Source organism: Eilatimonas milleporae, from assembly GCF_003688555.1.
GTDB lineage: Bacteria > Pseudomonadota > Alphaproteobacteria > Sphingomonadales > Kordiimonadaceae > Eilatimonas > Eilatimonas milleporae.
The window spans coordinates 25332-47120 of the sequence record NZ_REFR01000017.1; the positions used below are offsets into that span (position 1 = coordinate 25332).

A 21789-nucleotide genomic window follows, 5' to 3' on the forward strand; every position below is an offset into this window, starting at 1 on the left:
AAAAGAGTCTGGCCCGATTGGAATCGGAAGCGACAACAGTACGATCCACAACGTGGATCGTCCCAATTAAAACCTGAAAGTGTAATAATCTTATCTCTTCGTGTCATGACAGACACAAGAAACAGCCGGTGTGCTGTCTGGCCCTTGTGGCACAAGGGGATCATCCCGTCACATGGTGCTTGGGCATCGCCTTGGACAGCAGCGGCCAAGGCAGGCGAAATTTTACCGGTCGTGCTTCCATTCAGACGTGGAAGCTTTCGCCGCAGCCGCAGCGGCCCTTTTCATTCGGGTTGGAAAAGGTAAAGCCCGTGCTGAACAGCCCGTCTTCCCAGTCCATTCTGGTACCCAGCAGAAACAACAGGGACTTGCGGTCCACATATACCTTGCAGCCCTTGTCTTCGACCATTTCATCATCCGGATCGATCTCGGTGACCAGATCGACGGTATAGCCCAGACCTGAACATCCGTATTTGCTGGTGCCCAGGCGAATGCCCACCGCAGTGTCATCCTTGGCGATCAGGGCCTTGATGTGACCGGCCGCCTTATCGGTGATCTCTATGGCTGTCATGGTTTCCATCCTTGCATAACACAGTGAATGTGGGCTCACAGCATGCCGAGTTCAAGCCTGGCCTCGTCGCTCATCCGGTTCATGTCCCACGGCGGGTCCCAGACCAGATTGACCTCGGCCCCGTTCACGCCGGGAACCGAACAGACTTTCAGCTCCACTTCGCCGGGCATGGACTCGGCGACGGGGCAGTGCGGTGTGGTCAGTGTCATGGTCACGGTGACGCGGGCGGCATCGTCCACGTCCACCTCGTATACCAGACCCAATTCGTAGATATTGACCGGGATTTCCGGGTCGTAGATTTCGCGTAATGCTGCAATCACATCGGCCTCCAGATCGCCGCTGCTGGCGGTGGCGGGCTGAGGCTGATGGCGGATGTCGTCGCCGGTATTCGTCGTCGTCGGCGGTGCCGCGTCATGCGTGTCCTGCGGTTCTTCATCCGCACCGTCCAGAAACTTGTTCAGGAAATAGGTGCCTTCCTCCGCGTCCGAGACCACGGGACGGGCCGGTTTCGCCGGACTGGCATGCAGGGGCGTGTCGCTCTGATACGACGATGTCTGCGTATCCGTGCCGGGGGTGATGATGTCGCGTTTTTCGGTGCCGTCGGTCATGTCTGATCCCATGTCCTATCCAAACAGCTCAATCACTTTTTGCAGGCCGTCGGCCAGCTGGTCCACGTCCTTGCGTGTGTTGTAAAGGCCGAAACTGACCCGTACCGTGCCCGGTATGCCGAAACGGTCCATGACCGGCTGCGCGCAGTGATGACCCGCGCGCACCGCAACGCCCTGCCGGTCCAGAATGGTACCGATGTCATGGGGATGGGCGCATTCCATGACAAAGCTGATCAGGGCGCCTTTTTGCGTCCCTGTCAGCGGGTCCGGGCCGATAATTCGCAGCGAATTGAAACTGCTCAGCTTTTCCGTCGCATAATTGAGCAGATCCATCTCGTGGGCGTGCAGGGCGTCAAAATCCAGCTGCTTCAGATACTCGATCGCGGCGCCAAAGGCGATACCGCCGGCGATATTCGGGGTGCCGGCCTCGAACTTGTAAGGCAGATCGTTGTAGGTGGTGCCTTCAAAGCTAACGGTGGAGATCATATCCCCACCGCCCTGCCAGGGCGGCATGGCGTCCAACAGGGCCTCCTTGCCGTAGAGCACGCCGATACCCGTGGGACCATACATCTTATGGGCGGAAAAGGCATAGAAATCCGCCTCCAGGGCCTGCATATCAAGCCGCATATGCGGTGCGGCCTGGCAGCCGTCAATCAGGGTGACCGCCCCGGCGCTATGCGCCAGATCGATCATCTCCCCGACCGGCAGAACCGTACCGATGGAGTTGGAAATATGCGCCACCGCGACAAGTTTCGTACGCTCGTTCAGCAGGGCGCGGTAGGCATCCATATCCACGGTGCCGTCATCCATGAGGGGCACGACCCGGATCACTGCGCCTTTTTCCTCTGCCAGCATCTGCCAGGGGACGATGTTAGAGTGATGTTCCAGCCATGTCAGGATGATTTCGTCGCCGGCACCGATATTCTGACGGCCCCATGTCTGCGCCACCAGATTGATTCCCTCGGTCGCACCGCGCACGAACAGGCATTCGCTGGCTGAACGTGCGTTGATAAAGGCCCGTGCCTTTTCCCGTGCTCCTTCATAGGCCTCTGTGGCGTCCTGGCTGAACTTGTAAACGCCCCTGTGAATGTTGGCGTAACTGTGTTCATACAAATCCACTTCCGCCGCAATGACGGAGCGTGGTTTCTGCGCGCTGGCCGCGGAATCCAGAAAGCTCAGTCGTTTGCCGTAAACGGTTTCCGACAGGATCGGAAAATCCCGGCGGGCGGCTTCCACGTCAAAGGGCATGAATCTGGTCTGCGGCGCAGTCATGGTTTAGTGTGTCTCCTCTGGCGCGTCTTCGGGTGTATCATCCGCCTTTGGAATCGGCCGGTCGTGACGCGCCGCCATCCACGCCTCGATCCGGTCGCGGATCAGGGCGGCAAGGCCCGCGGGCGCTGTGCGGACAAGGGCATCGGCGGTAAAGGCTTCGACAAGCATTTGCCGGGCCGTGACCGGGGCGACCCCGCGCGAGGTCAGGTAAAAAAGCGCCTTTTCATCCAGCTGTCCGACCGTGGCGCCGTGACCGCATTTCACATCGTCGGCGAAGATTTCCAATTCCGGTTTCGCGTTGGCTTCGCCCGTCCGGTCGAAAACAAGCGCCTTGAAGGACTGGTTGGCATCCGTGCCCTGTGCGTCCCGGTCCACGCGAACCTTGCCCTGAAAGGCGGTCTTGCCGCGGCTGTCGGCGATGGCCCGCACCACTTGGTCGCTGGTGGCGTTGGGGACGGCATGCGTCACCCGTGTGATCATGTCATGGACCTGCCCTGTGGCAGCCAGCGTGATGCCGTCAATGGTGGCATCGGCCTCTTCGCCCAGAAGACGGACATGCGCCTCGAACCGGGCGGCCTTTCCGCCAAGGGAAACGGCCATCGACCGATAGGCGCCTTCCGCGTCGACGGAAACATGGATCTGTCCGGTGTGGAGGGCATTGGGACCGTCTTCGACAAAATGGGTATGGGTCAGGACCGCACCCTCTGAAACACGCGCCTGAAGAACACTGTTCGTCCAGTAGGCATCATCGTCACCGCTGAAATGTTCGATCACATTCAGTGTCGATCCTTCGCCCAGTTCGATGACATGGCGCGGATGAACGGCCGTGCGCCCGCTTTGCGTCATGATGTGGTGGATGAGCACCGGTTCCTCGATCTCGACCCCGGCCGGGATCGACAGCACCATGCCGTCGCGCATCAGCGCGGTGTTGAGCAGGGTGACGGCATCATTGCCGCGCATCAGTTCGCCGACGCGGGCTTCGTTGCTCATGAAATGATTGACCAGCGGGCGGATGCTCGCTGCCTGCCACAGGTCGCCGAGATCGCTCAGATCTTCGGAATAGCGCCCGTTGACAAAGACAAGACGCGCGGCAGCCTCGTCCACCAGCGGCGGGATGGCCGGTGCGTGGGCTGCTGGTTTGGCGGGGTCAAAAGCCGCCTCGCGAACCGGTGACAGGTCCATATAGCGCCAATCCTCGCTGCGGACCGACGGCAGGCCGATGGCGCGGATGGTTTTGAAGGCCTGCTGCCGCAGGGTATCGGCGCCGGGCACGATACCGTGCAGATCGGCGATTTGCTTTTCATAAGCGGTAAACACGGAATCTGGCATAAGTCGTCTTCTTCATTCTGATCATGGAAACCCTGGGCGCACGCCCCACCGCCGGCCGGGAGGCCCCGCCACGGATCGGCGGGCCGGTAAAGCGATGGTGTCGCGTACAGCTTCAGGCTACCGCCGCGTACCCTTTTTCTTCCAGTTCCAAGGCCAGGTCCTTGCCACCCGAACGCACAATGCGACCGTTCGCCATGACATGCACCCGGTCCGGCTGTACGTAGTCCAGCAGGCGTTGATAATGGGTGATCAGCAGAATGCAAGTATCGTCCCGCCGCTGGGCGTTGATGCCGCCGGCAACGACTTTCAGGGCGTCGATGTCAAGCCCCGAATCGGTTTCATCCAGAACGGCGAAGGCCGGATCCAGAACAGCCATCTGCACCATTTCATTGCGCTTTTTCTCGCCGCCGGAAAAGCCGACATTGACGAACCGTTTCAGCATCTCGGGGTCCATCTGAAGGTCCGCGGCCTTGGCGCGGATCAGCTTCATGAAATCGGCGGCCGACATGTCGTCCTCGCCGCGATACTTTCGTACCGAATTCAAAGCCGTGCGCATGAAGTTCAGGTTGGAGACACCGGGAATTTCCACCGGATACTGGAAGCCGAGAAACAGTCCTTCGCCGACACGCTCATGCGGTTCCAGATCCAGCAGGTCCTTGCCTTTGAACGTGATGCTTCCGTCCGTTATTTCATAGCCGTCGCGGCCCGCGATGGCCGCCGCCAGAGTGGATTTGCCGGCACCGTTCGGCCCCATGATGGCGTGGACTTCGCCCGCATTCATCTCAAGGCTCAATCCCTTCAGGATGGCCTTGCCGTCCACGGCCACATGCAGATTATCGATTTTCAACATCGCTCTTCAGTCCTTAAAACAATCAAAATCAGCCGACGCTGCCTTCAAGGCTGATGCCCAGCAGCTTTTGCGCCTCGACGGCGAATTCCATCGGAAGATGCTGCATCACATCCTTGCAGAAGCCATTGACGATCATGGCGACGGCTTCTTCCTCGTCCAGCCCGCGCGCGCGGGCATAGAACAGTTGGTCTTCCGAAATTTTCGAAGTGGTGGCTTCGTGCTCGATCTGGGCGGACGGATTCTTCACCTCGATATAGGGGACGGTGTGGGCGCCGCTGTCCGATGACACAAGAAGGGAATCACACTGTGTATAATTGCGCACATTGTCCGCGCCCGACATCACCTTGACCAGGCCGCGATAGGTATTGTCGGAGCGTCCGGCCGAAATCCCTTTCGAAATGATGGTCGAGCGGGTGTTTTTGCCCTGATGGATCATCTTGGTGCCGGTGTCGGCCTGCTGCAAATTGTTGGTGACCGCGACCGAGTAAAACTCGCCCACAGAATTGTCGCCGGCCAGGACGCAGGACGGATATTTCCAGGTGATCGCCGATCCGGTTTCCACCTGCGTCCAGCTGATCTTGGAATTGTCACCCTTGCACAGGCCGCGCTTGGTGACGAAGTTGTAAATCCCGCCCTTGCCGTCCTTGTCGCCGGGGTACCAATTCTGGACGGTGGAATATTTGATTTCCGCGTCACCCATGGCGACCAGTTCGACAACGGCCGCATGCAGCTGGTTTTCATCGCGCATGGGGGCCGTGCAGCCCTCCAGATAGGACACATAAGAGCCTTCATCGGCCACGATCAGGGTGCGCTCGAACTGGCCGGTATTTTCCGCATTGATACGGAAATAGGTGGACAGTTCCATCGGGCAGCGCACGCCCTTCGGCACATAGACGAAGGTTCCATCGGAGAAAACGGCGCAGTTGAGGGCGGCGAAATAATTGTCCCGTACCGGCACGACGGAGCCGAGATATTTTTTAACCAGATCGGGATACTCGCGCACGGCCTCTGAGATCGACATGAAAATCACGCCGGCCTTCTCCAGTTCCTTGCGGAAGGTGGTCGCGACCGAGACGGAATCGAACACGGCGTCAACGGCGACCTTTGCCGCGCCTTCGACACCGGCCAGCACTTCCTGTTCGGCGAGCGGAATGCCCAGTTTTTCATAGGTTCTCAGCAGCTCGGGGTCGACTTCGTCCAGGCTTTTGGGCTTGTCCTGGGTTTTCGGCGCCGCATAATAATAAATATCGTCATAGTCGATCTTCGGATAGTGCAGCTTGGCCCATTCCGGCTCTTTCATTTTCAGCCACTGGCGATAGGCTTTCAGGCGCCAGTCCAGCATCCAGGCGGGCTCATCCTTTTTCTCTGAAATGAAGCGGACGATGTCCTCGTTCAGCCCTTTCGGGGCCATCTCGATCTCGATATCGGTGACAAAACCGTACTTATATTCGCCGGTTGCCTCATCGATCTGCTGGCGGGCTTCTGCCGTTGCGGCCATGATCCATTTACTCCTTCAAAGTTCCGTGCCCGACCTTGACGGCCTGCACCGGATCACTGGAAATACAGTGCAAAATCACCGGGGCCCTGCGGCTCCGTTCTCCACCCCGTCGTCACTGTCCGGTGTGTTCGGTGCGGGCTGCCCCGCAGCGGGCATCGCCTCGAACATGGCCGGCGCAAAGGTGCCGGGCGCCGGGGGTGCCATCACATCCTTCAGCTTGACGGTATCAAGTGCGGTCCGGATGGCTGTGTTGATATGCTGCCAATGCGGCCTGACCTGGCAGAAACTGTCATAACAGCAGTCGTTCGAACTGGTGTCGGAACAGTTGGTCAGCGCGATGGGACCGTCAATCGCCTCGACAATATCGGCCAGCGAAATGGTGTCCGTCCCGCGTGTCAGTGAAAACCCGCCTTTCAGACCGCGATGCGACGTCAGAAGATCGGCGCGGCTGAGGGCATTCAATATTTTTGAAACCGTTGTCACAGGCATGCGGCTTGCCTCTGCCAGAGACTGCGCGTTGACACGCACATCGCTCCTGGCCACCTCGACCATGAGGACAACGGCATAATCGGCAAGATTGGTCAGCCGGATCAACTGGTTGCTCCCATTGTATCGCTTCCTGTGCCCGCAGTTTATCGCTCGCGGCAAAAAGCATTGTTTTCAGCCCGAAAATTCGGTGCTGGCTTAAACATGACTTGTTTAGTCGGAATTCATATGGTCGCTTCGCCGCCCAGAGTCAAACCTTTTGGCTTTTGAAGCCCGAAAAAAGGTTATGTCCGGAAATAGCGCGACGTGCTGCCGCAGAGCCCGCATCCATGCGGCTGTACCGTTGACCTTGGCCCGGTCAATCGATCAGTCTACACCCTGTCGGGGCGGACTGTCTGCCATGGCCCCGGCCAGCATGGCGGAAGACCGTATAAACAGGTGCCGCAGGCATGGCAAGGCATCGGATCGGGGGGGGGCCGGCGAATGGACGACAATCTTAGTCTGTACGAGAAGGCATATTTCCTGCGGGCGTTCGAAATGGCCGTTGCATCCGCCTTTGATGCAGGCCGTGTGCCCGGACTTGTTCATCTGTCCAACGGGTCGGAATTCCTGGCCCTGGCGGTTGCCGCCGCCCTGGACCGGAACACGGACCGGGTGACGGCGTCCCACCGCTGCCATGCCATTGCCCTGGCGCTGGGTGCCGATCCGCTGCGCGTGGCGTGTGAGATCCTTGGCCGGGCGGACGGTCTGTCCGGTGGCCTGGCGGGGACCCAGCACCTGATTGCGCCTGAAACCGGCCTGCTGGCTGCCAATGGTATCGTCGGCGGCCAGGTGCCGCTGGCCGCCGGCGCGGCGCTGGCCGCGAAAACCCGGAAGACAGGCGGTATGGCGGCGGTGCTTTTCGGCGATGGGGCGGCCAATCAGGGTGCCGTGATGGAAACCATGAATCTGGCCGCCGCGCTGCGGTTGCCGCTTCTGTTCATTCTGGAGAATAACGGCATTGCCCAGGCGACATCGGCGACCGCTGCCACGGGAGGGCGCAGCCTGACCGCGCGGGCACGTGGATTTTCCATGGCCGTCGAACAGGCGGACGGCACTCAGCCGGACCGGCTTGTGCAGATTGTCGAACGTCTGGCGGGCTATTGCCGTACCACACTGGAACCGGCTTTTCTGGAAGTCCACGTGCCGCGCCTGACAGGGCACTATCACGGGGCTTCATCCGTGGTGGCGGAGGCATCTGAGGAGCGCGGGTGTCCAGCGGATCCGCTGACAATGTTCAGGGAGCGCTTGCCGGGCCCGGACAGGTCCGAGGCCGACCTGTTGGCCCTGGAAGAGCGTATATCCGCCCGCGCCCGCGCGGTTCTCGACGATGCCTGCCGCCGGCCCCCGGCGGAGCCTGGCGCCCTGACACGCTGGCAGGCGACGCTGGAACCCGTGCAATGAGCGCGCCCATGAGCGATACGGCACCGACAATCCGTACGGCCTTGAACGACGCACTGCATGCCCATATGCGGCGTGATCCCGACATTGTTCTGATCGGCGAGGATATCGGTGCCGGCGGCGGTGTTTTCGGGGTGAGCGCAGGCCTTCTGGACAGTTTCGGACCCACCCGCGTGATGGACATGCCCATCAGTGAAAGCGCTTTTGTCGGTATGGCTGTGGGGGCGTCCGCCTGCGGCCTGAAGCCGGTGGTTGAGATCATGTTTTGCGATTTCATGGGCGTGTGCTTTGACCAGATACTCAACCAGGCCGCCAAAATGCGCTTCCTGTCGGATGGGCGGCTGTCTTTGCCGCTGGTGATCCGGACCACGATGGGGGCCGGCGATGGGTCGGCCGCCATGCACAGCCAGTCTCTGCACGGCCTGGTGGCCCAGATTCCGGGTCTGCGTGTTGCCTGCCCGGCGACGTCCGGCGATGCGGTTACAGCACTTGCGGCGGGTCTGCACGGTCCCGATCCGCTCGTGATGTTCGAACATCGCGGCCTTTATGACAGTCCGGGGTATGCGGTGGCGGCTGATGCGGCCGATTTGCCCTTTGGCGCGGCACGTGTGGCCCGGCACGGCGAGGATGTGACAGTGGTGGCCCTGTCGGCGATGGTGGCGGAAAGCCTGGCGGCGGCTGACTGTCTGGAAGGTGACGGCATTTCCGCCGAAGTCATCGACCTGCGCACCGCAAGCCCGATTGACGGCACAACCGTCGTCGATAGTGTGGGACGCACAGGACGCTTGCTCGTGGTTGACGGGGGGGCCGCCTTCGGCGGGGTGGCGGATGCGGTGGTCAGTCTTGTGGCACGCAGGGCATTCGCGGCCCTCAAGGCACCGCCGGCCACGCTGACGCCCCCGCACACGCCGGTGCCCTATGCCCGTGAGCTTGAGGCGGCCTGGCTGCCCTCGGCTGATGCGGTTTCCGCTGCCGTCCGGGCACTGATGGCGGACTGAAGGACAGGGAGGTATGGGATGATGCCGCACACACAGGCAGGAACGAACGTACAGGGCAAAAAGATACGTGTCTGGGATTTGCCCACACGACTGTTTCACTGGTCCCTGGCGGTGCTGTTCTGCATTTCGGCCTATTCCGGCTTTCAGGACAAATTCGACGGATATGACCGCATCCATTCATGGAGCGGCGTGGCCATCCTGTGCCTTCTGGCCTGGCGCCTGGTTTGGGGGCTTGTCGGCAGCGATACGGCGCGGTTTTCCCGCTTTGTCACCGGTCCGCGCGCGGTCGTGCGGTATCTGAAATCGCTAGGTCGTCCAGGCCATGATATTGTCGGACACAGTCCGCTTGCGGCCTGCTCCGTGCTGTTGATGCTGATCCTGCTGACGTCGCAGGCGGTGATGGGCCTCTTCGCCACGGACGGCATGTTTTTCGACGGTCCGCTCGCGGGTGAGGTGTCGTCCAAACTGCGCGGGGACCTGACCGGTCTGCACCGCACGCTGGGGGTTGTCCTGATCGGCTTGGCGTGCGTTCACGTGGCCGCTGTTCTGTTGTATCTGATTGTCAAAAGAACCGATCTGATCAGCCCGATGATCACGGGCAAAAAGCGGACGGGGCCGGAAAAAACGCCGCCCCGGATGATCAGTCCCTGGGCGGCGCTGGTGATTTTTGTGCCGATTGCCCTCGCCCTGACACGCTGGCTGCTATAGCGCGCCGGGGTATCGATGTCGGCTGACAGTGGAGAGGCTATCGCCCGGATCAGTCTCGGCGTCAGTCTTTCCGGTACTCGTCATGACAACTTTTGCAGCTGCCGCCCACCTTTTTGAAGGCCGCCGCAATGGCCGCTCTGTCGCCGCTTTGTGCCGCTTCGGCCAGGGCGGCGGTGTCCGCTTCGAATGTGGCAAGACGCGCGGAAAAATCGCTCCAGTTTTCCCAGACGGCATCCCTGGCGTCGGTTGCGCCGTCCTCTCCGCGTGTGTCCTTTTCAAATGCGCCTGCCGCCATGCTGGCTGCGGTGGCCAGCGCTTCCGCGTGGCCGGCAATCTGATCCGCAGGGGCGGAAACCTCACCGCGCAGGTTCAACATGACATTCAGGAAGGAATATTTCACCACTTCCATAAGGTTATGCCGGTACTGGCCCTGTGGTGACCGCTCCTTGTCGTTGCCGTCGGCGATGGTGGCGACAGGTGCGGCGAGAAGCAGGACGCCGGCGGCGCCGGCAAGAAGATGCTTGCGTGTCAGCATGATTGGTCCCCTTTTGGCTGAAATGGCTGGAAACGGGAAATATGGTGTTCTGACAAATACAGAGGCCGCGTGTGATACAAACGGCAGAGCGCAGTGTAACTCAACAGCATATTTAGGCCAGCAGGGATTTTTGACCAGCCGGGCACGGTATTTTGCCGGCCGTAAGTATTATTATCAGCGCAGTCTAGCCGATGGGAGGGCGTGGTGTCTGGCGGCGGTCGCGGCGCGGCGGCTGGGCTTGATAGGCTTCCGCGCAATGCGTCGCGCAGTAAGGCATGCCGGGTTCCGCCGGGCGACCGCAAAAATGGAAATCCGGGTCTCCGGGGTGGCCGATGGGCCATTTACACATACGATCCGTCAGATCGAGAAGCGTGACGAATTTCTTCGCCTCCTTCTTGGCGGCTTTTTTGGCAGGGGCCTTGGCCTTTGTCTTGTCCGACTTGACGGGTGACGGGCGTGATTTCAGTCCCAGGCGGTGTGCCTTGCCGATTACGGCATTGCGGGTGACACCTTCTCCCAGTTCCTTGGCAATCTGACTGGCGCTCAGACCTTCATCCCACAGTTTCTTGAGCTGTTCGATTCGCTCGTCGGTCCAGGCCATGATCGCTCCTTGCAACTGTCTTACGCGCCCAATTCCAACCCCGGTTTCATCCCTTTTCCAATGCCGGCAAGTCCCTTTGCCGTAAGGGCTTTGCCGCTGGACTTGTCGGGATGGTCCTGTATCCGGTGCGACCCTTGCACATCTGTTTGCGCAGGCTTCGACTCGCGATCCGGGTTGAGAGTCGGCTCCTGCCCCTTTATACGCCGCCGCGCACCATCTTGCCAAGGGGGGACCGCCCAGGGGATACACGATAGATGCAATAGAGGCATATTATAGGGCCTTCCTGCACAGTGCCCCTTGTCATCGGGTGGGGGCCTCCCTTATTTAAAGGCCTTGTGCCGCCTTCTATGCGGCCATTTTGAATTCCGGCAGACAAAATCCCGGTGGCCGCACAGCAGGTCTCCGCGGATTTTTGCTGCACTTCCGCAGAGCAATCCGGCACGACCGTATCGTTGAAGGAGACATGCCGTTGTGAGCAATCTTTCCCAAGTACAGCGGCAGGAGGGGTATCCCGCCCTCGGGTCCCGTGTCATCGGGCGTGTCAACTGGCTGGGTCTTTACACGCTTTACAGCCGGGAAACCCGTCGGTTCATAAAGGTCTGGGCGCAGACCCTGGCGGCGCCGGCCGTAACCACAATTCTGTTCATGGTCATTTTCACCCTGGCGCTCGGCGGACGGGGCCGCATGGTCGCGGATATGCCCTATGCCCAGTTTCTGGCGCCCGGGCTGATGGTCATGGCCATGTTGCAGAATGCCTTTGCCAATACATCCTCTTCATTGCTGATCTCCAAGGTGCAGGGCAATATCGTCGATACCCTGATGCCGCCGCTTTCCGCGACGGAACTGACGCTCGGATATGTCGCCGGCGGGGTAACGCGCGGTCTTGCGGTCGGTGCGTCCGTGGGACTGGCGTTCATGTTCATGCCGGATGTTGATCTCGGCCCCGCCAATGTCTGGGCCGTCATCTATTTTGCCCTGACCGCGTGTGTGATGCTGTCTCTTCTCGGGGTGCTGACGGGGGTCTGGGCTGAAAAGTTCGATCATGCGGCCGCGATCACGAATTTCGTCATTGCCCCTTTGAGCCTGCTATCGGGGACATTTTATTCCATTTCACGGCTGAGCGAGAACTGGCAGGCTTTTTCCAAGGCCAACCCTTTCTTTTACATGATTGATGGTTTCCGCTACGGCCTGATCGGTGTGGCTGACAGCGATCTCATGACGGGGGTGGTGTATACCTTTGCCATCAATCTGGTGTTGGCGATTGTCGTCTACAGGGTCTTCAAGACAGGGTACCGCCTCAAGGCCTGAGTATATGGTCGTTACGTTCGATCAATGCCCCTGATTTAACGGAGAAGTTTTTGTGATTACGCCGCTATTGCCTACCTACCGCCGTATGCAGGTCGCGTTTGAGCGTGGCGACGGCATGTATCTTTTCGACCGCGACGGCAAACGGTATCTGGATTTTTACTCCGGCATCGGCGTTGTCGCGCTCGGCCATTGCCATCCCCATCTGGTCAGGGCCCTTCAGGCACAGGCGGAAAAGCTGTGGCATGTGTCCAACCTGTACGAGATTCCGGGCCAGACGCGTCTGGCCGAACGCCTGGTGGCCGCCACTTTTGCCGATACGGTCTTTTTCACCAATTCCGGTGCGGAATCGATCGAATGCGCCATCAAGATGGTGCGTAAATACCATCATGATAAAGGCGACAAGGGACGGTACCGGCTGATCACCATGTCCAGTGCCTTTCATGGCCGCACCCTGGCGGGCATTGCCGCCGCCGGTCAGGAAAAGCTGACGCACGGATTTGAACCCCTGCCCGATGGTTTCGATGTGGTGCCCTTTGGCGATTTGCAGGCGGTGGAGGCGGCGATCGGCCCCGAGACCGGCGGCATCATGGTTGAACCCATTCAGGGTGAGGGCGGCATCAAGCCGGTCCCGGATGACGTCATGCGCGGGCTGCGCCGGCTGGCCGATGATCACGGCCTTCTGCTGGTCTTTGACGAAATCCAGTGCGGCATGGGCCGGACGGGCAAGCTGTTTGCCTATGAATGGTCCGGTGTGACACCCGATATCGTCACCAGTGCCAAGGGGATCGGCGGCGGGTTTCCGCTGGGGGCATGCCTGGCGACGGAGGACGCCGCCAGCGGCATGACCGCCGGCACGCATGGAACGACCTATGGCGGTAACCCGCTGGCCATGGCTGTCGGCAACGCGGTACTCGATATCCTTCTGGAGCCCGGTTTTCTAAACCGTGTCACAGAAATGGGCGATGCGCTGCATGCCCGGCTCGCCGCCCTGCAACAGCGTTTTCCGGAGCACATCGCCGAGGTGCGCGGCCACGGTCTGATGGCCGGTCTGCGCGTTCCCGGTGTGGAACCGCGCGCTGCTGTCCCAGACCTGGTCGGCCGGGGCCTGTGTCCGGCGCCGGCCGGCGACAATGTCATCCGTATGCTGCCGCCATTGATCATTGAAAACAGCCACATCGACGAGGCGGTCGATATCTACGAGGCGGCCTTTTCCGACTGGTCGGCGGGCGGCCCGCCCGCACCCTGATACCCCGGTTTCAGGGACAGACCCGTTTTCGAGGAAACCTTATGAGCGGTACCCCCAGACATTTCCTGGATCTGAAGGATTTTGACGGCGCCACCCTGCGTCTCATTCTGGATACGGCCCGCCTGTGGCGCGATGCCAGGGACGGCCGACCCAAAGGCGCGGTGGATGACGGTGCCCCGCTGGCAGGGCGCGCGCTGGCCATGATCTTTGAAAAGGCCTCGACCCGGACGCGGATCAGTTTTGACATGGCGATGCGGCAGCTGGGCGGGACGTCGCTCGTCCTGGAAAGCGGTGCGATGCAGTTGGGACGCGGGGAAACCGTGGCCGATACCGCCCGGGTGATGAGCCGTTATGTCGATGTCATCATGATCCGCGCCAATGTTCACAGCATGGTCGAGGAACTGGCCGCCCATGCCGGCGTTCCGGTGATCAACGGTCTGACGGATCGGTCCCATCCCTGTCAGCTCATGGCGGACATGATGACGTTTGAGGACCATCGCGGTCCCATTGCCGGACGCCGTGTGGCCTGGGTCGGGGATGGCAACAATGTGGCCGTATCCCTGATCGAGGCGGCTGTCCGGCTGGATTTTGCCCTGACCATGGCCTGTCCGCCGGCCCTTGCCCCGCCCGACGGGGTCATGCAATGGGCGCAAAGCCAGGGCGGGTCGGTCACCCTGACGGATGATCCCGCAGCGGCTGTCGCGGGTGTGGATGCGGTCTTTACCGATACCTGGGTTTCCATGGGTGACGCCCGTGACAACGCGCGTTTGCAGGCGCTGGCGCCGTTTCAGGTGGATAAAGCCCTGATGAACCGTGCGGCGGCGGATGCGATCTTCATGCACTGCCTGCCGGCGCACCGGGGCGAGGAAGTAACCGACGATGTCATCGACGGACCCGGATCGGTCGTTTGGGATGAGGCGGAAAATCGGCTCCATGCCCAGAAAGCCGTTCTGGCCTGGTGCCTTGGCGCGATCGGATGAGAATGCACAGGTGAGAACGCAGAGGGCCGTGCCGCCCGGCGGCAGCGTGGGAAAACAGTGATGAGCATCAGCGACAGCGGGTCCGAACACCCCATCGTCATCGAAGACCCGGTGACAAGCCGTGACAATGAGGTCCGTCCTTTCCGGATCGAGGGCATGGATGTCCGCGGCCGTGCCGTCCGCCTTGGCACCGTGGCCCAGCAGATCATCGCCGCCCATGACTATCCCGATCCGGTCGCGCGCATTCTCGGGGAATTTCTCGCTCTGGCCGCCTTGCTCGGGTCGATCATCAAATATGACGGTATCGTTACCCTGCAGGCCAAATCCGCCGGGCCGCTTCCGATGATCGTAACGGACTTCACCCGTGTTCAGGAGGGCATCGGCCATCTGCGCGGCTATATGAGCGTGGATGAAACCAAGCTGGCGCACTATGGCAAGGACCCCAGTTTTCACGGCCTCATCGGGTCCAAGGAAGGCGGCTATCTGGCGATGACCATCGATCAGGGCTCTGACATGGAACGGTATCAGGGCATCGTGGATCTGAAAGGGGAAACCCTGAGCGATATCGCCCGCACCTATTTCAAAAGCTCGGAACAGACACCGACGGAAATTCGCCTGACCAGTGACCGGGATCCGGTGACCGGCCATTGGCGGGCCGGGGGGATCATGGTGCAGTATCTGGCCCACGGCGAGGAAGGGCGCGAGCGCACATTTGTTCGTGAAACGGATGACGAATGGGGCCGTGCCAGCATCCTGATGCACAGTGTTACCAAGGAAGAACTGCTCGATCCCGCCCTGGACCTGGACCGTCTGCTATATCGCCTGTTCAACGAGGATGGTGTGCGCGTCTTCGACCCCTGGCGCCTGATTGCCCAGTGCCGCTGCGACCGAGGCCGTTTGCTCGGTGTATTGCGCCAGTTTTCCGCGGACGATATCGACCATATGACCGAGAACGGGAAAATCTCCGTCAATTGTCAGTTCTGCAACAAAACTTATGAATTCGACCCGGATGACCTGTCCGGGGATGCCGATACCGGGCCCGGTCCGTCAGCCGGCGCCGTGCACTGAACGGGCGGGGCCCTTGCGATGAAACTGGCGATTTTCGGCAAGCACCCGGTCCCGCAAGGGGGCTTTGACGGGGTGATGAGCCTGTTTGAAGCCATCGGTTTCAGCCGGCTCGGCTATGATGTCAGCCTTCTGATCGCGTTCCCCGACAGCGCGACGCATGACGCGGTTCTTGCCAGGCTGGATATTGAAGACCTGAATGCCCTGCCGAAATTCGGCGGGCGTTTCGATATCGTGCCCGTTTATCCCGATGGCCGTGGATTTCAGGAAGTCGATGTTCTGATCTATCAATCCTGCCGCCCGGAGGATTGGGATACATATGGTGCCCTGTGTCAGGATCACGCCGGGCTGCTCACCAAGAATTTCCCCAAATTCGTTCCCGATCATGATTTCGAGCGGGAGCCGTCCGTGATCGGACAGTTCGCCAATTTCGATCTGATTGCCTGCGCGCTCAGGTCCGATCTGGATATTTTCCGCGCCAATCCCGCCTTCTGGCAGGAGCATGGTCACCGCCTTGCCCATGTGCCCCGCGGTGCCGATCCGGCCCTGCTGCATGCCGGCTACAAGACGGCGACGGCGCCGATTATCGGTCTCGACATGCCGTCAGGTGACGATGCGCGTGCCTATATGGCCTATGTCGGGCCGATCAAACGTCTCAGGCGGGATTATCCGGGCCTGAAGGTTCTGACCATCGGCAAACCCATCCCGGAATTGGAGTCGACCGCCATTCCATACGGTCGCTTTGACCGCCTTTATGACCGTTTCTTCAATCTGATCTGGGTCTATTGTACCATCGACTACCGGTTCAGCCCGGCCCATCTTCAGGCCGAGATACACAAACGCGATAGCGGTTGGGGCCCCCGCGCCGTGTTCGAGGTCCAGAATATCGAAGCCCAGATGAGCGGCGCCCCCATTCTGGGCCGGCGTGCCTGCATGATCGATGAACTGTATGAACCGGGGGTCACCGGCTTCAATTACCGCGATCAGGGGTCCGAGCCGCAGATTTACCGGACCCTGTCCCGCATTATCGCCGACATGGCCCATTACCGCACCGAAACCCGGAAGTGGGCGCTGCGTCATTTCACATGGGAAAGCTGTATCGCGCGCTGGCACGAGGCCATTCAGGCCTGCCGCCGCGCGACCGGGCAACTCCGCTGAGGGTCGGGGCATTCTTGGACGGTACAGAACCGCTCTTGGGCGGCCGGTCAGTCTTTCGCCCGGACCGCCACCGGCGCCGGGGCGGCAAACAGGCGGTACAGCCAGCGGACACGACCGCCTTTGCCGCCCTTGTCCCCATCATCGCGCAGCAGCATCACGGCAAACCCCATCTGGGCGCTGCTGAGGGTCAGGCCCATGAAAACCGTCAGAATGACAAGCCCGACAATGCCCATATCCGACCCGGATGCCAGCGTGCCCAGATTGGCGATATCGGCCCACACCATGAGGCCGACGGCAATCACCGCAAGGCCGAATCCGACGGCGGCGTGATGGATAAGAAATTTGACCAGGTTTGACATCCTCGTTTCCCGATTGTTGCCTTGACTGATTCGATCCATCCAGTATCGCCGATTTTTGCTTTCCTTGCAGCCGGCATTTCGCCGCATGTGCTGCCGCTTTACGGAGCAGATGTCAGGCCCACCCTGTGGCCGTCGAAACGCAGAATTGTCCCGGCATCGGGTGACAGTTCACGGGACCAGCTCATTTCGGCATCGGGTTCGCCGGGGGACGGGTCGGTGATCGCGGCCCCAAGTCCGATATACAGGTCGCCATTATACAGGGCAAAGGACCGTGCCGGTCCCCCCGCCGTGAATGTGGCGGCAATATCCCATTTTGTCTGGCTCCGTTTCGTCTGCGATATGTTCCGGCTTTTCAGGATACCGGCTTCGAACCGGTTTTCCGCAAGCCTGCGGTTGGCCAGGACATATAGGGTGCCGTCATGGACCAGCAGGTCATGGGGCAGAAACCCCTCCGGCAGGCGCATCCGACTTACCGTGTCGATGTCCGTTGCGGCAAAAAGCCCGAACGGCCGCCACTGATGATCGTTATGCACCCAGGCGCCGATATAGATCGTGACAGGGCCGGCGTGGGCGTCGCGGGCGACAATCGGGATCGTCGTGTCGCCACTGTCCGTCATGTGACGATCAATCCCGGGAAAAAGCATAACGCTTTCCGCCGTGAAGGCAGCGCGGTGCGGTGCGGGCACCGTGGCCGGGTGCAGGGTCACGGGGCGGAAACCCTGCCGTCCGTCGAACGCGAACAGGGTTGCCGTCATTGGCGGGCGGTCCCAGCCCTCGGCGGGTTCAAGCGGCGCTGCCGCGCTGGCGTAGAGCGTCCCGGCGATGTCAAACAATGTGTACAGCCGGCCGTAGAAACCATTGCCGACCAGGCGCTTGAAAACCCCGCCCGGATTGGCCGGTGTGGCAAAGGCCGGATTGGGCAGCAGGTCTGCGGCATGCCATGTGGCGCCGTCATCCCGCGAAATCCAGCCGTCGATGGGTTGGTTATAGGCGCCGCCCGCAGCGACAAGGCGCCCGGCGAACCTATGAATGTCATAGACATGCAGCCCGTGCGGGACGGTGCGGAATTTTCGCCACCCCGTGTCGTCAAGCCGGTAGACATTGCCGAAGTCCCAGCCTTCCGTCGTGTCATGACCCGGTATGTACAGGTGCCCCCCGGCATGGTGAAAGACGGCCAGCTGTTCTTCGTCCAGCGTCAACTCGCGGCGGAAACCGTGACGGCCGTAAGAGATCACCGGCACCGGCCCCGCATTTGGCGAGGGACCGATGTTCGAACTGTTGCCCGCACCGAAATAAAGGCGGTTGTTATGGACCGTCATGCTCCAGATGTTGCGGGCATATGGGGCGTCCGGCCAGATATCGGCAAAGGGCCGACCGACGATTTCAGGGGTCGGTCCGGCCTGCGCATGCCCCGCATCGATGCCGGCGGCGCCTGTCAGCAGCAGCATGAAGATTTGAGCGAATTTCATCCCGGACACCTTGTTTTATCTGTGAAATGCGGCCGACGGTCCCCCGTGTTTGGGGGGCCGCCGGCAGGAGGGTTCTCTGGCACCGGTTCAGAAGCGCGCCTGGACGCCGGCAAAGAAGAAACGGCCGATATTATCGTACCGCACGGCCCCGTTCTGGCCCGGGCCGCCGCCAAGATAACTCGATGCGGAAAACGGCGGTTCAATGTCGAGGGCATTGTTGATCCCGATATTGAAACGGTATCTGTCGTCCACATCATAGCCGAAGATAAAATCGGTGTAGACGCGGGCGCTGACATCGGGAATGTCGAAGGCCTCGGGGCCGGCCTGCGCATCGATTTCGGCGCTGCTGATGAAATCGTTTTCCATCGTGATCGACCACGGCCCTTGGGAATAGGCGGTGACAAACCGCATCCGCATTCTGGGATTGGCGATTTCCCCGTCATCCACGACCAGGGTATTCGGGTCGCTCGGATCGGCCTGACGTTCCAGTTCCAGAAGATAGGTTCCGACCAGGTTCAGCTGCATGCGCCCCTTGGCGAACAGGGGAAAACCGTAATCGACGCTGAAGTCGATCCCGCTGACGGTTTGTTCCGCCACATTGATGATGCTGGCATTGATGGCCGACAGGCTGCCGTCCCCGCCGATGGTAATCGCCTCGCAGAACGGATTGTCGATAGAGGCCGCATCGACGCACCGCTCGGCGATTTCCGTCGCGCCGAAACCCGAAACCGCGTCTTCGATGTCGATCATGAAATAATCGACCGAAAGGGACAGGCCGGGCAGGAAACCGGGTGTCGCCACCATACCGACCGAAAAGGTGTCGGACGTTTCCTCGCGCAGGTCCGGGTTGCCGCCGCTGGTCACCAGCGTACCGACGAATGTGTCGGTGAAATCGGCGGGCACGCCCAGTGCGGCACAGTTGGCCGCCCGATTGGCGTTTTCCGGCACACGCGTCACATCACAGGGGTCGATAAAGTTGGTGATGCTGGTGTTTTGCGGTCCGAACAGTTCCACAAGATTGGGGGCCCTGACGCTTCTGGCGCGGGACACCCGCAGGCGCAGGTCCTCGTGCGGTGACCAGTTGGCGGCGATGTTCCAGGCGGTGGTGCCGCCGATCGTGTCATAGTCGGAATAGCGGAACGCCCCCTCCAGATCCAACGCATGGGCAAAGGGCATATCTTTCAGAAGCGGGACCCGTGTTTCCACATAGCCCTCGGTGACATCGAACTGTTCGTCGATCGGCGGGCGCGGATTGGCAAGACCCAGAAAGGATATCTCCCCCGCCAGCGATAACCCGTCGTCGCGTGTTCTCAGGGTCTCGATACGGTGTTCGGCCCCGGCTGCGAACGCCAGCGGACCGGCGGGTAGGGTGACGAGATCCCCGGTGATCTGCCCGACGATGGTTTCCTGCGTGTTGCGGACATTCTGTATGCGGTCATGGACGAAATACGCCCGTTGTTCCGGCGTCAGCGGCCCCCGTGCGAACAGATTGTACGGCACGCACCCGTCGGCCTGCGCCGCCGCGCTGCGGCAGACCGGCTGCCCGTCGGCGCCCGCGACCACATCGACCGCATTCAGGAAGTTTTCTCCGATGATGAGGTTGGTGTTGGTGATGTTATCCCGGTACTCCCCGTACTGATAGGATGCCTCCCACCCCCAGCCGTTGGGCAGAGCGCCGTCAAAGCCGGCGACGGCGGAAAATGTGCGCCGCTCGTGCCTGTTTTCCAGATCGCCGAAATCGTTGAAGGACCGGCGGACGGGCAGTTCGGTCAGGGCATTGGCGTCCATCAGGGCGGCCACTTCGTCCGGCAGGAAGAGATTGTCGCGCTGGATGCGCGGGCCGCCATTGCCGCTCAGCCAGAAACCCCGTTCGTCAAAGCGGAAATATTGCGTCAGGTTTGAGGAATCCGTTGCCGAAAACTCCCCTTCGGCGAAAAAGGAAATGGAATCGCCGATGATATAGCGCATGTCGCTGCGGACGGAGAAAACCTCGGTCGGTGCCCGCAGTTCGAACCAGTCCAGAAAAGTCGCCCCCACATCGCCGATGACGGCACCAAGCGGGCCGGGCCGTACCACTTCGCCCGTGACCGTATCCAGGCCGTTGTCCCCGAAGGTATAGGTCACGCCGTCGATAAAGAAGTTGGCGTCATAGGTCGTGTAGGTGTCATTGAAATTCCGCAGCGTGACCCGGTCCGGTATGCCGTCACCGGGCCCGGTATTGTCCGGATTGCCCACCGAGACCACGCGTTCCTGGCCGAAATCGCGATCGCGGGCGCGGAGCTGGCCGCTGCTGTTGTACACCGCGCCGAAATTGATATAGCCCCGTTTTTCGGCGAAATTCGTCCCCCCGAAGAAGCCGGCGGAAATATTGTCGGCACCGCCATGCTGGCTCAGGCCGCCATTGACCGACAGTTCCAGCCCGTCGAAATCCGTGCGCGTGATGATGTTGACGACACCGCTGACCGCGTCGGCACCGTACACGGCCGAGGCGCCGCCGGTGATCACCTCGACCCGTTCGATCATCGCCGCCGGGATGGTATTGATGTCGACGGCCGACGATGTGCTGGACCCTGAGACCCGCCTGCGGCCGTTGATCAGTGTCAGACTGCGGTTGGTGCCCAGCCCCCGCAGATTGACGAAGGCGGCGCCGGCATCGCTGCTGCGGAACGTGTTGGCGGCTCCGAGCCCCACGCCGATGGCGGGGAAATCCTCAAGAATGTCGGCAATATTGACGAAGCCGGAATTTGCGATGGTCGGCGCGTCGACAACCGTGGTCGGGACCGGCGTTTCAAATCCCGTCCGCGCGATGCGCGAGCCCGTGATGATGACTTCCTCCACATATCCGGGCGCTTCCGCCACGGGCCGGCGCGACGGTGCGGGCGTGGTTGCCGTCTCGGGTGCCGGCGTGCTGTCCGGCCCGATGTCCACCGTCATGACCGCGACGGCATTCTCCGACAGATACTGGTATGTCAGGCCGGTTCCTTGCAGGATTGCGCGCAGAACCGTTTCCGGTTCGGCGTCCCCGCGAAATCCTTGCGTTGTCTTGCCCGCGATGGCTTGCGGGGCGTACAGGATGTTCAGCCCTGTTTCACGGCGCACGACGCGCAGCGCCGCCGCCAGATTTTGCGCCTCGATCGTATAGGGTTTCCGCACACCTTGTGCGGCAACCGGCGCGGCCACGGTGACCGCCATGGCACTGCCCGCCAGCAGTGCACCCGCCAGCAGGGATTTTTGTCCCGAGAAATACATGTCTGCCCCCGATTTCATCAGTCATGAAGATGGATCGTGCAGCGGGCTCCATGCGTGGTGTC

The 21789-nt window shown here is 61.0% G+C and carries 20 protein-coding genes; 8 read left to right on the forward strand and 12 right to left on the reverse strand.

Annotated elements, in window-relative coordinates; genetic code table 11:
• Window positions 1-241: 241 nt before the first annotated feature.
• The 7 genes from BXY39_RS18540 to BXY39_RS18570 all read right to left on the reverse strand — a co-directional run bounded on the left by BXY39_RS18540 (window position 242) and on the right by BXY39_RS18570 (window position 6719).
• Window positions 242-568 (reverse strand): HesB/IscA family protein, encoded by a 327-nt coding sequence (locus tag BXY39_RS18540; protein ID WP_121940499.1) that lies wholly within the window; start codon window positions 566-568, stop codon window positions 242-244.
• Window positions 569-603: 35 nt separating this feature from the next.
• The gene (locus tag BXY39_RS18545) at window positions 604-1176 is read right to left on the reverse strand and encodes an SUF system Fe-S cluster assembly protein (RefSeq protein WP_211332343.1); all 573 of its coding nucleotides are present in this window, start codon (window positions 1174-1176) and stop codon (window positions 604-606) included.
• 15 nt (window positions 1177-1191) lie between these two features.
• Entirely contained in the window at window positions 1192-2448 is a 1257-nt protein-coding gene (locus BXY39_RS18550) for a cysteine desulfurase (protein ID WP_121940406.1), read from the reverse strand.
• 3 nt (window positions 2449-2451) lie between these two features.
• Window positions 2452-3777 (reverse strand): Fe-S cluster assembly protein SufD, encoded by a 1326-nt coding sequence (gene sufD / locus BXY39_RS18555; protein ID WP_121940407.1) that lies wholly within the window; start codon window positions 3775-3777, stop codon window positions 2452-2454.
• 112 nt (window positions 3778-3889) lie between these two features.
• Window positions 3890-4627 (reverse strand): Fe-S cluster assembly ATPase SufC, encoded by a 738-nt coding sequence (gene sufC / locus BXY39_RS18560; RefSeq protein WP_121940408.1) that lies wholly within the window; start codon window positions 4625-4627, stop codon window positions 3890-3892.
• Between the two features lie 28 nt (window positions 4628-4655).
• Window positions 4656-6125 carry a Fe-S cluster assembly protein SufB gene (gene sufB, locus BXY39_RS18565; protein ID WP_121940409.1) on the reverse strand — a complete coding sequence of 490 codons (1470 nt, stop codon included), beginning with the start codon at window positions 6123-6125 and terminating at the stop codon, window positions 4656-4658.
• Between the two features lie 75 nt (window positions 6126-6200).
• Complete coding sequence (locus BXY39_RS18570; RefSeq protein ID WP_211332344.1) at window positions 6201-6719, reverse strand: SUF system Fe-S cluster assembly regulator; 519 nt, start codon at window positions 6717-6719, stop codon at window positions 6201-6203.
• Window positions 6720-7094: 375 nt separating this feature from the next.
• On the opposite strand from BXY39_RS18570, the gene BXY39_RS18575 reads away from it, so the two are divergent.
• The 3 genes from BXY39_RS18575 to BXY39_RS18585 are packed head-to-tail and all read left to right on the forward strand — an operon-like array spanning window position 7095 to window position 9757.
• Window positions 7095-8054: a thiamine pyrophosphate-dependent enzyme gene (locus BXY39_RS18575; protein WP_121940410.1), complete on the forward strand. Its 960-nt coding sequence runs from the start codon at window positions 7095-7097 to the stop codon at window positions 8052-8054.
• Between the two features lie 8 nt (window positions 8055-8062).
• Window positions 8063-9049 (forward strand): alpha-ketoacid dehydrogenase subunit beta, encoded by a 987-nt coding sequence (locus BXY39_RS18580; protein WP_211332345.1) that lies wholly within the window; start codon window positions 8063-8065, stop codon window positions 9047-9049.
• Window positions 9050-9067: 18 nt separating this feature from the next.
• Window positions 9068-9757 (forward strand): cytochrome b/b6 domain-containing protein, encoded by a 690-nt coding sequence (locus BXY39_RS18585; protein ID WP_121940412.1) that lies wholly within the window; start codon window positions 9068-9070, stop codon window positions 9755-9757.
• A gap of 61 nt (window positions 9758-9818) precedes the next feature.
• Here the strand turns inward: BXY39_RS18585 and BXY39_RS18590 are convergent, their stop codons facing one another.
• Window positions 9819-10292: a c-type cytochrome gene (locus BXY39_RS18590; protein WP_121940413.1), complete on the reverse strand. Its 474-nt coding sequence runs from the start codon at window positions 10290-10292 to the stop codon at window positions 9819-9821.
• Window positions 10293-10476: 184 nt separating this feature from the next.
• A complete protein-coding gene (locus BXY39_RS18595; RefSeq protein ID WP_121940414.1) occupies window positions 10477-10893 on the reverse strand; it encodes a GcrA family cell cycle regulator in 417 nt (138 codons plus the stop codon).
• Between the two features lie 471 nt (window positions 10894-11364).
• Between BXY39_RS18595 and BXY39_RS18605 the strand changes: the two genes are divergently transcribed.
• The 5 genes from BXY39_RS18605 to BXY39_RS18625 are packed head-to-tail and all read left to right on the forward strand — an operon-like array spanning window position 11365 to window position 16650.
• The gene (locus BXY39_RS18605) at window positions 11365-12201 is read left to right on the forward strand and encodes an ABC transporter permease (protein WP_211332346.1); all 837 of its coding nucleotides are present in this window, start codon (window positions 11365-11367) and stop codon (window positions 12199-12201) included.
• 52 nt (window positions 12202-12253) lie between these two features.
• Window positions 12254-13447: an aspartate aminotransferase family protein gene (locus tag BXY39_RS18610; RefSeq protein ID WP_121940416.1), complete on the forward strand. Its 1194-nt coding sequence runs from the start codon at window positions 12254-12256 to the stop codon at window positions 13445-13447.
• Between the two features lie 41 nt (window positions 13448-13488).
• Window positions 13489-14427, forward strand: a complete 939-nt coding sequence (gene argF, locus BXY39_RS18615) for an ornithine carbamoyltransferase (protein ID WP_121940417.1) — start codon at window positions 13489-13491, stop codon at window positions 14425-14427.
• 60 nt (window positions 14428-14487) lie between these two features.
• Entirely contained in the window at window positions 14488-15495 is a 1008-nt protein-coding gene (locus BXY39_RS18620; protein ID WP_121940418.1) for an Hsp33 family molecular chaperone HslO, read from the forward strand.
• An 18-nt stretch (window positions 15496-15513) separates the two neighbouring features.
• Window positions 15514-16650 (forward strand): glycosyltransferase, encoded by a 1137-nt coding sequence (locus tag BXY39_RS18625; RefSeq protein WP_121940419.1) that lies wholly within the window; start codon window positions 15514-15516, stop codon window positions 16648-16650.
• A gap of 47 nt (window positions 16651-16697) precedes the next feature.
• Here the strand turns inward: BXY39_RS18625 and BXY39_RS18630 are convergent, their stop codons facing one another.
• The 3 genes from BXY39_RS18630 to BXY39_RS18640 form a co-directional block, all read right to left on the reverse strand.
• Entirely contained in the window at window positions 16698-17009 is a 312-nt protein-coding gene (locus tag BXY39_RS18630; protein ID WP_121940420.1) for a hypothetical protein, read from the reverse strand.
• Between the two features lie 98 nt (window positions 17010-17107).
• Entirely contained in the window at window positions 17108-18478 is a 1371-nt protein-coding gene (locus BXY39_RS18635) for a hypothetical protein (protein WP_147453643.1), read from the reverse strand.
• Between the two features lie 87 nt (window positions 18479-18565).
• Entirely contained in the window at window positions 18566-21745 is a 3180-nt protein-coding gene (locus BXY39_RS18640; protein ID WP_121940422.1) for a TonB-dependent receptor, read from the reverse strand.
• Window positions 21746-21789 lie beyond the last annotated feature (44 nt).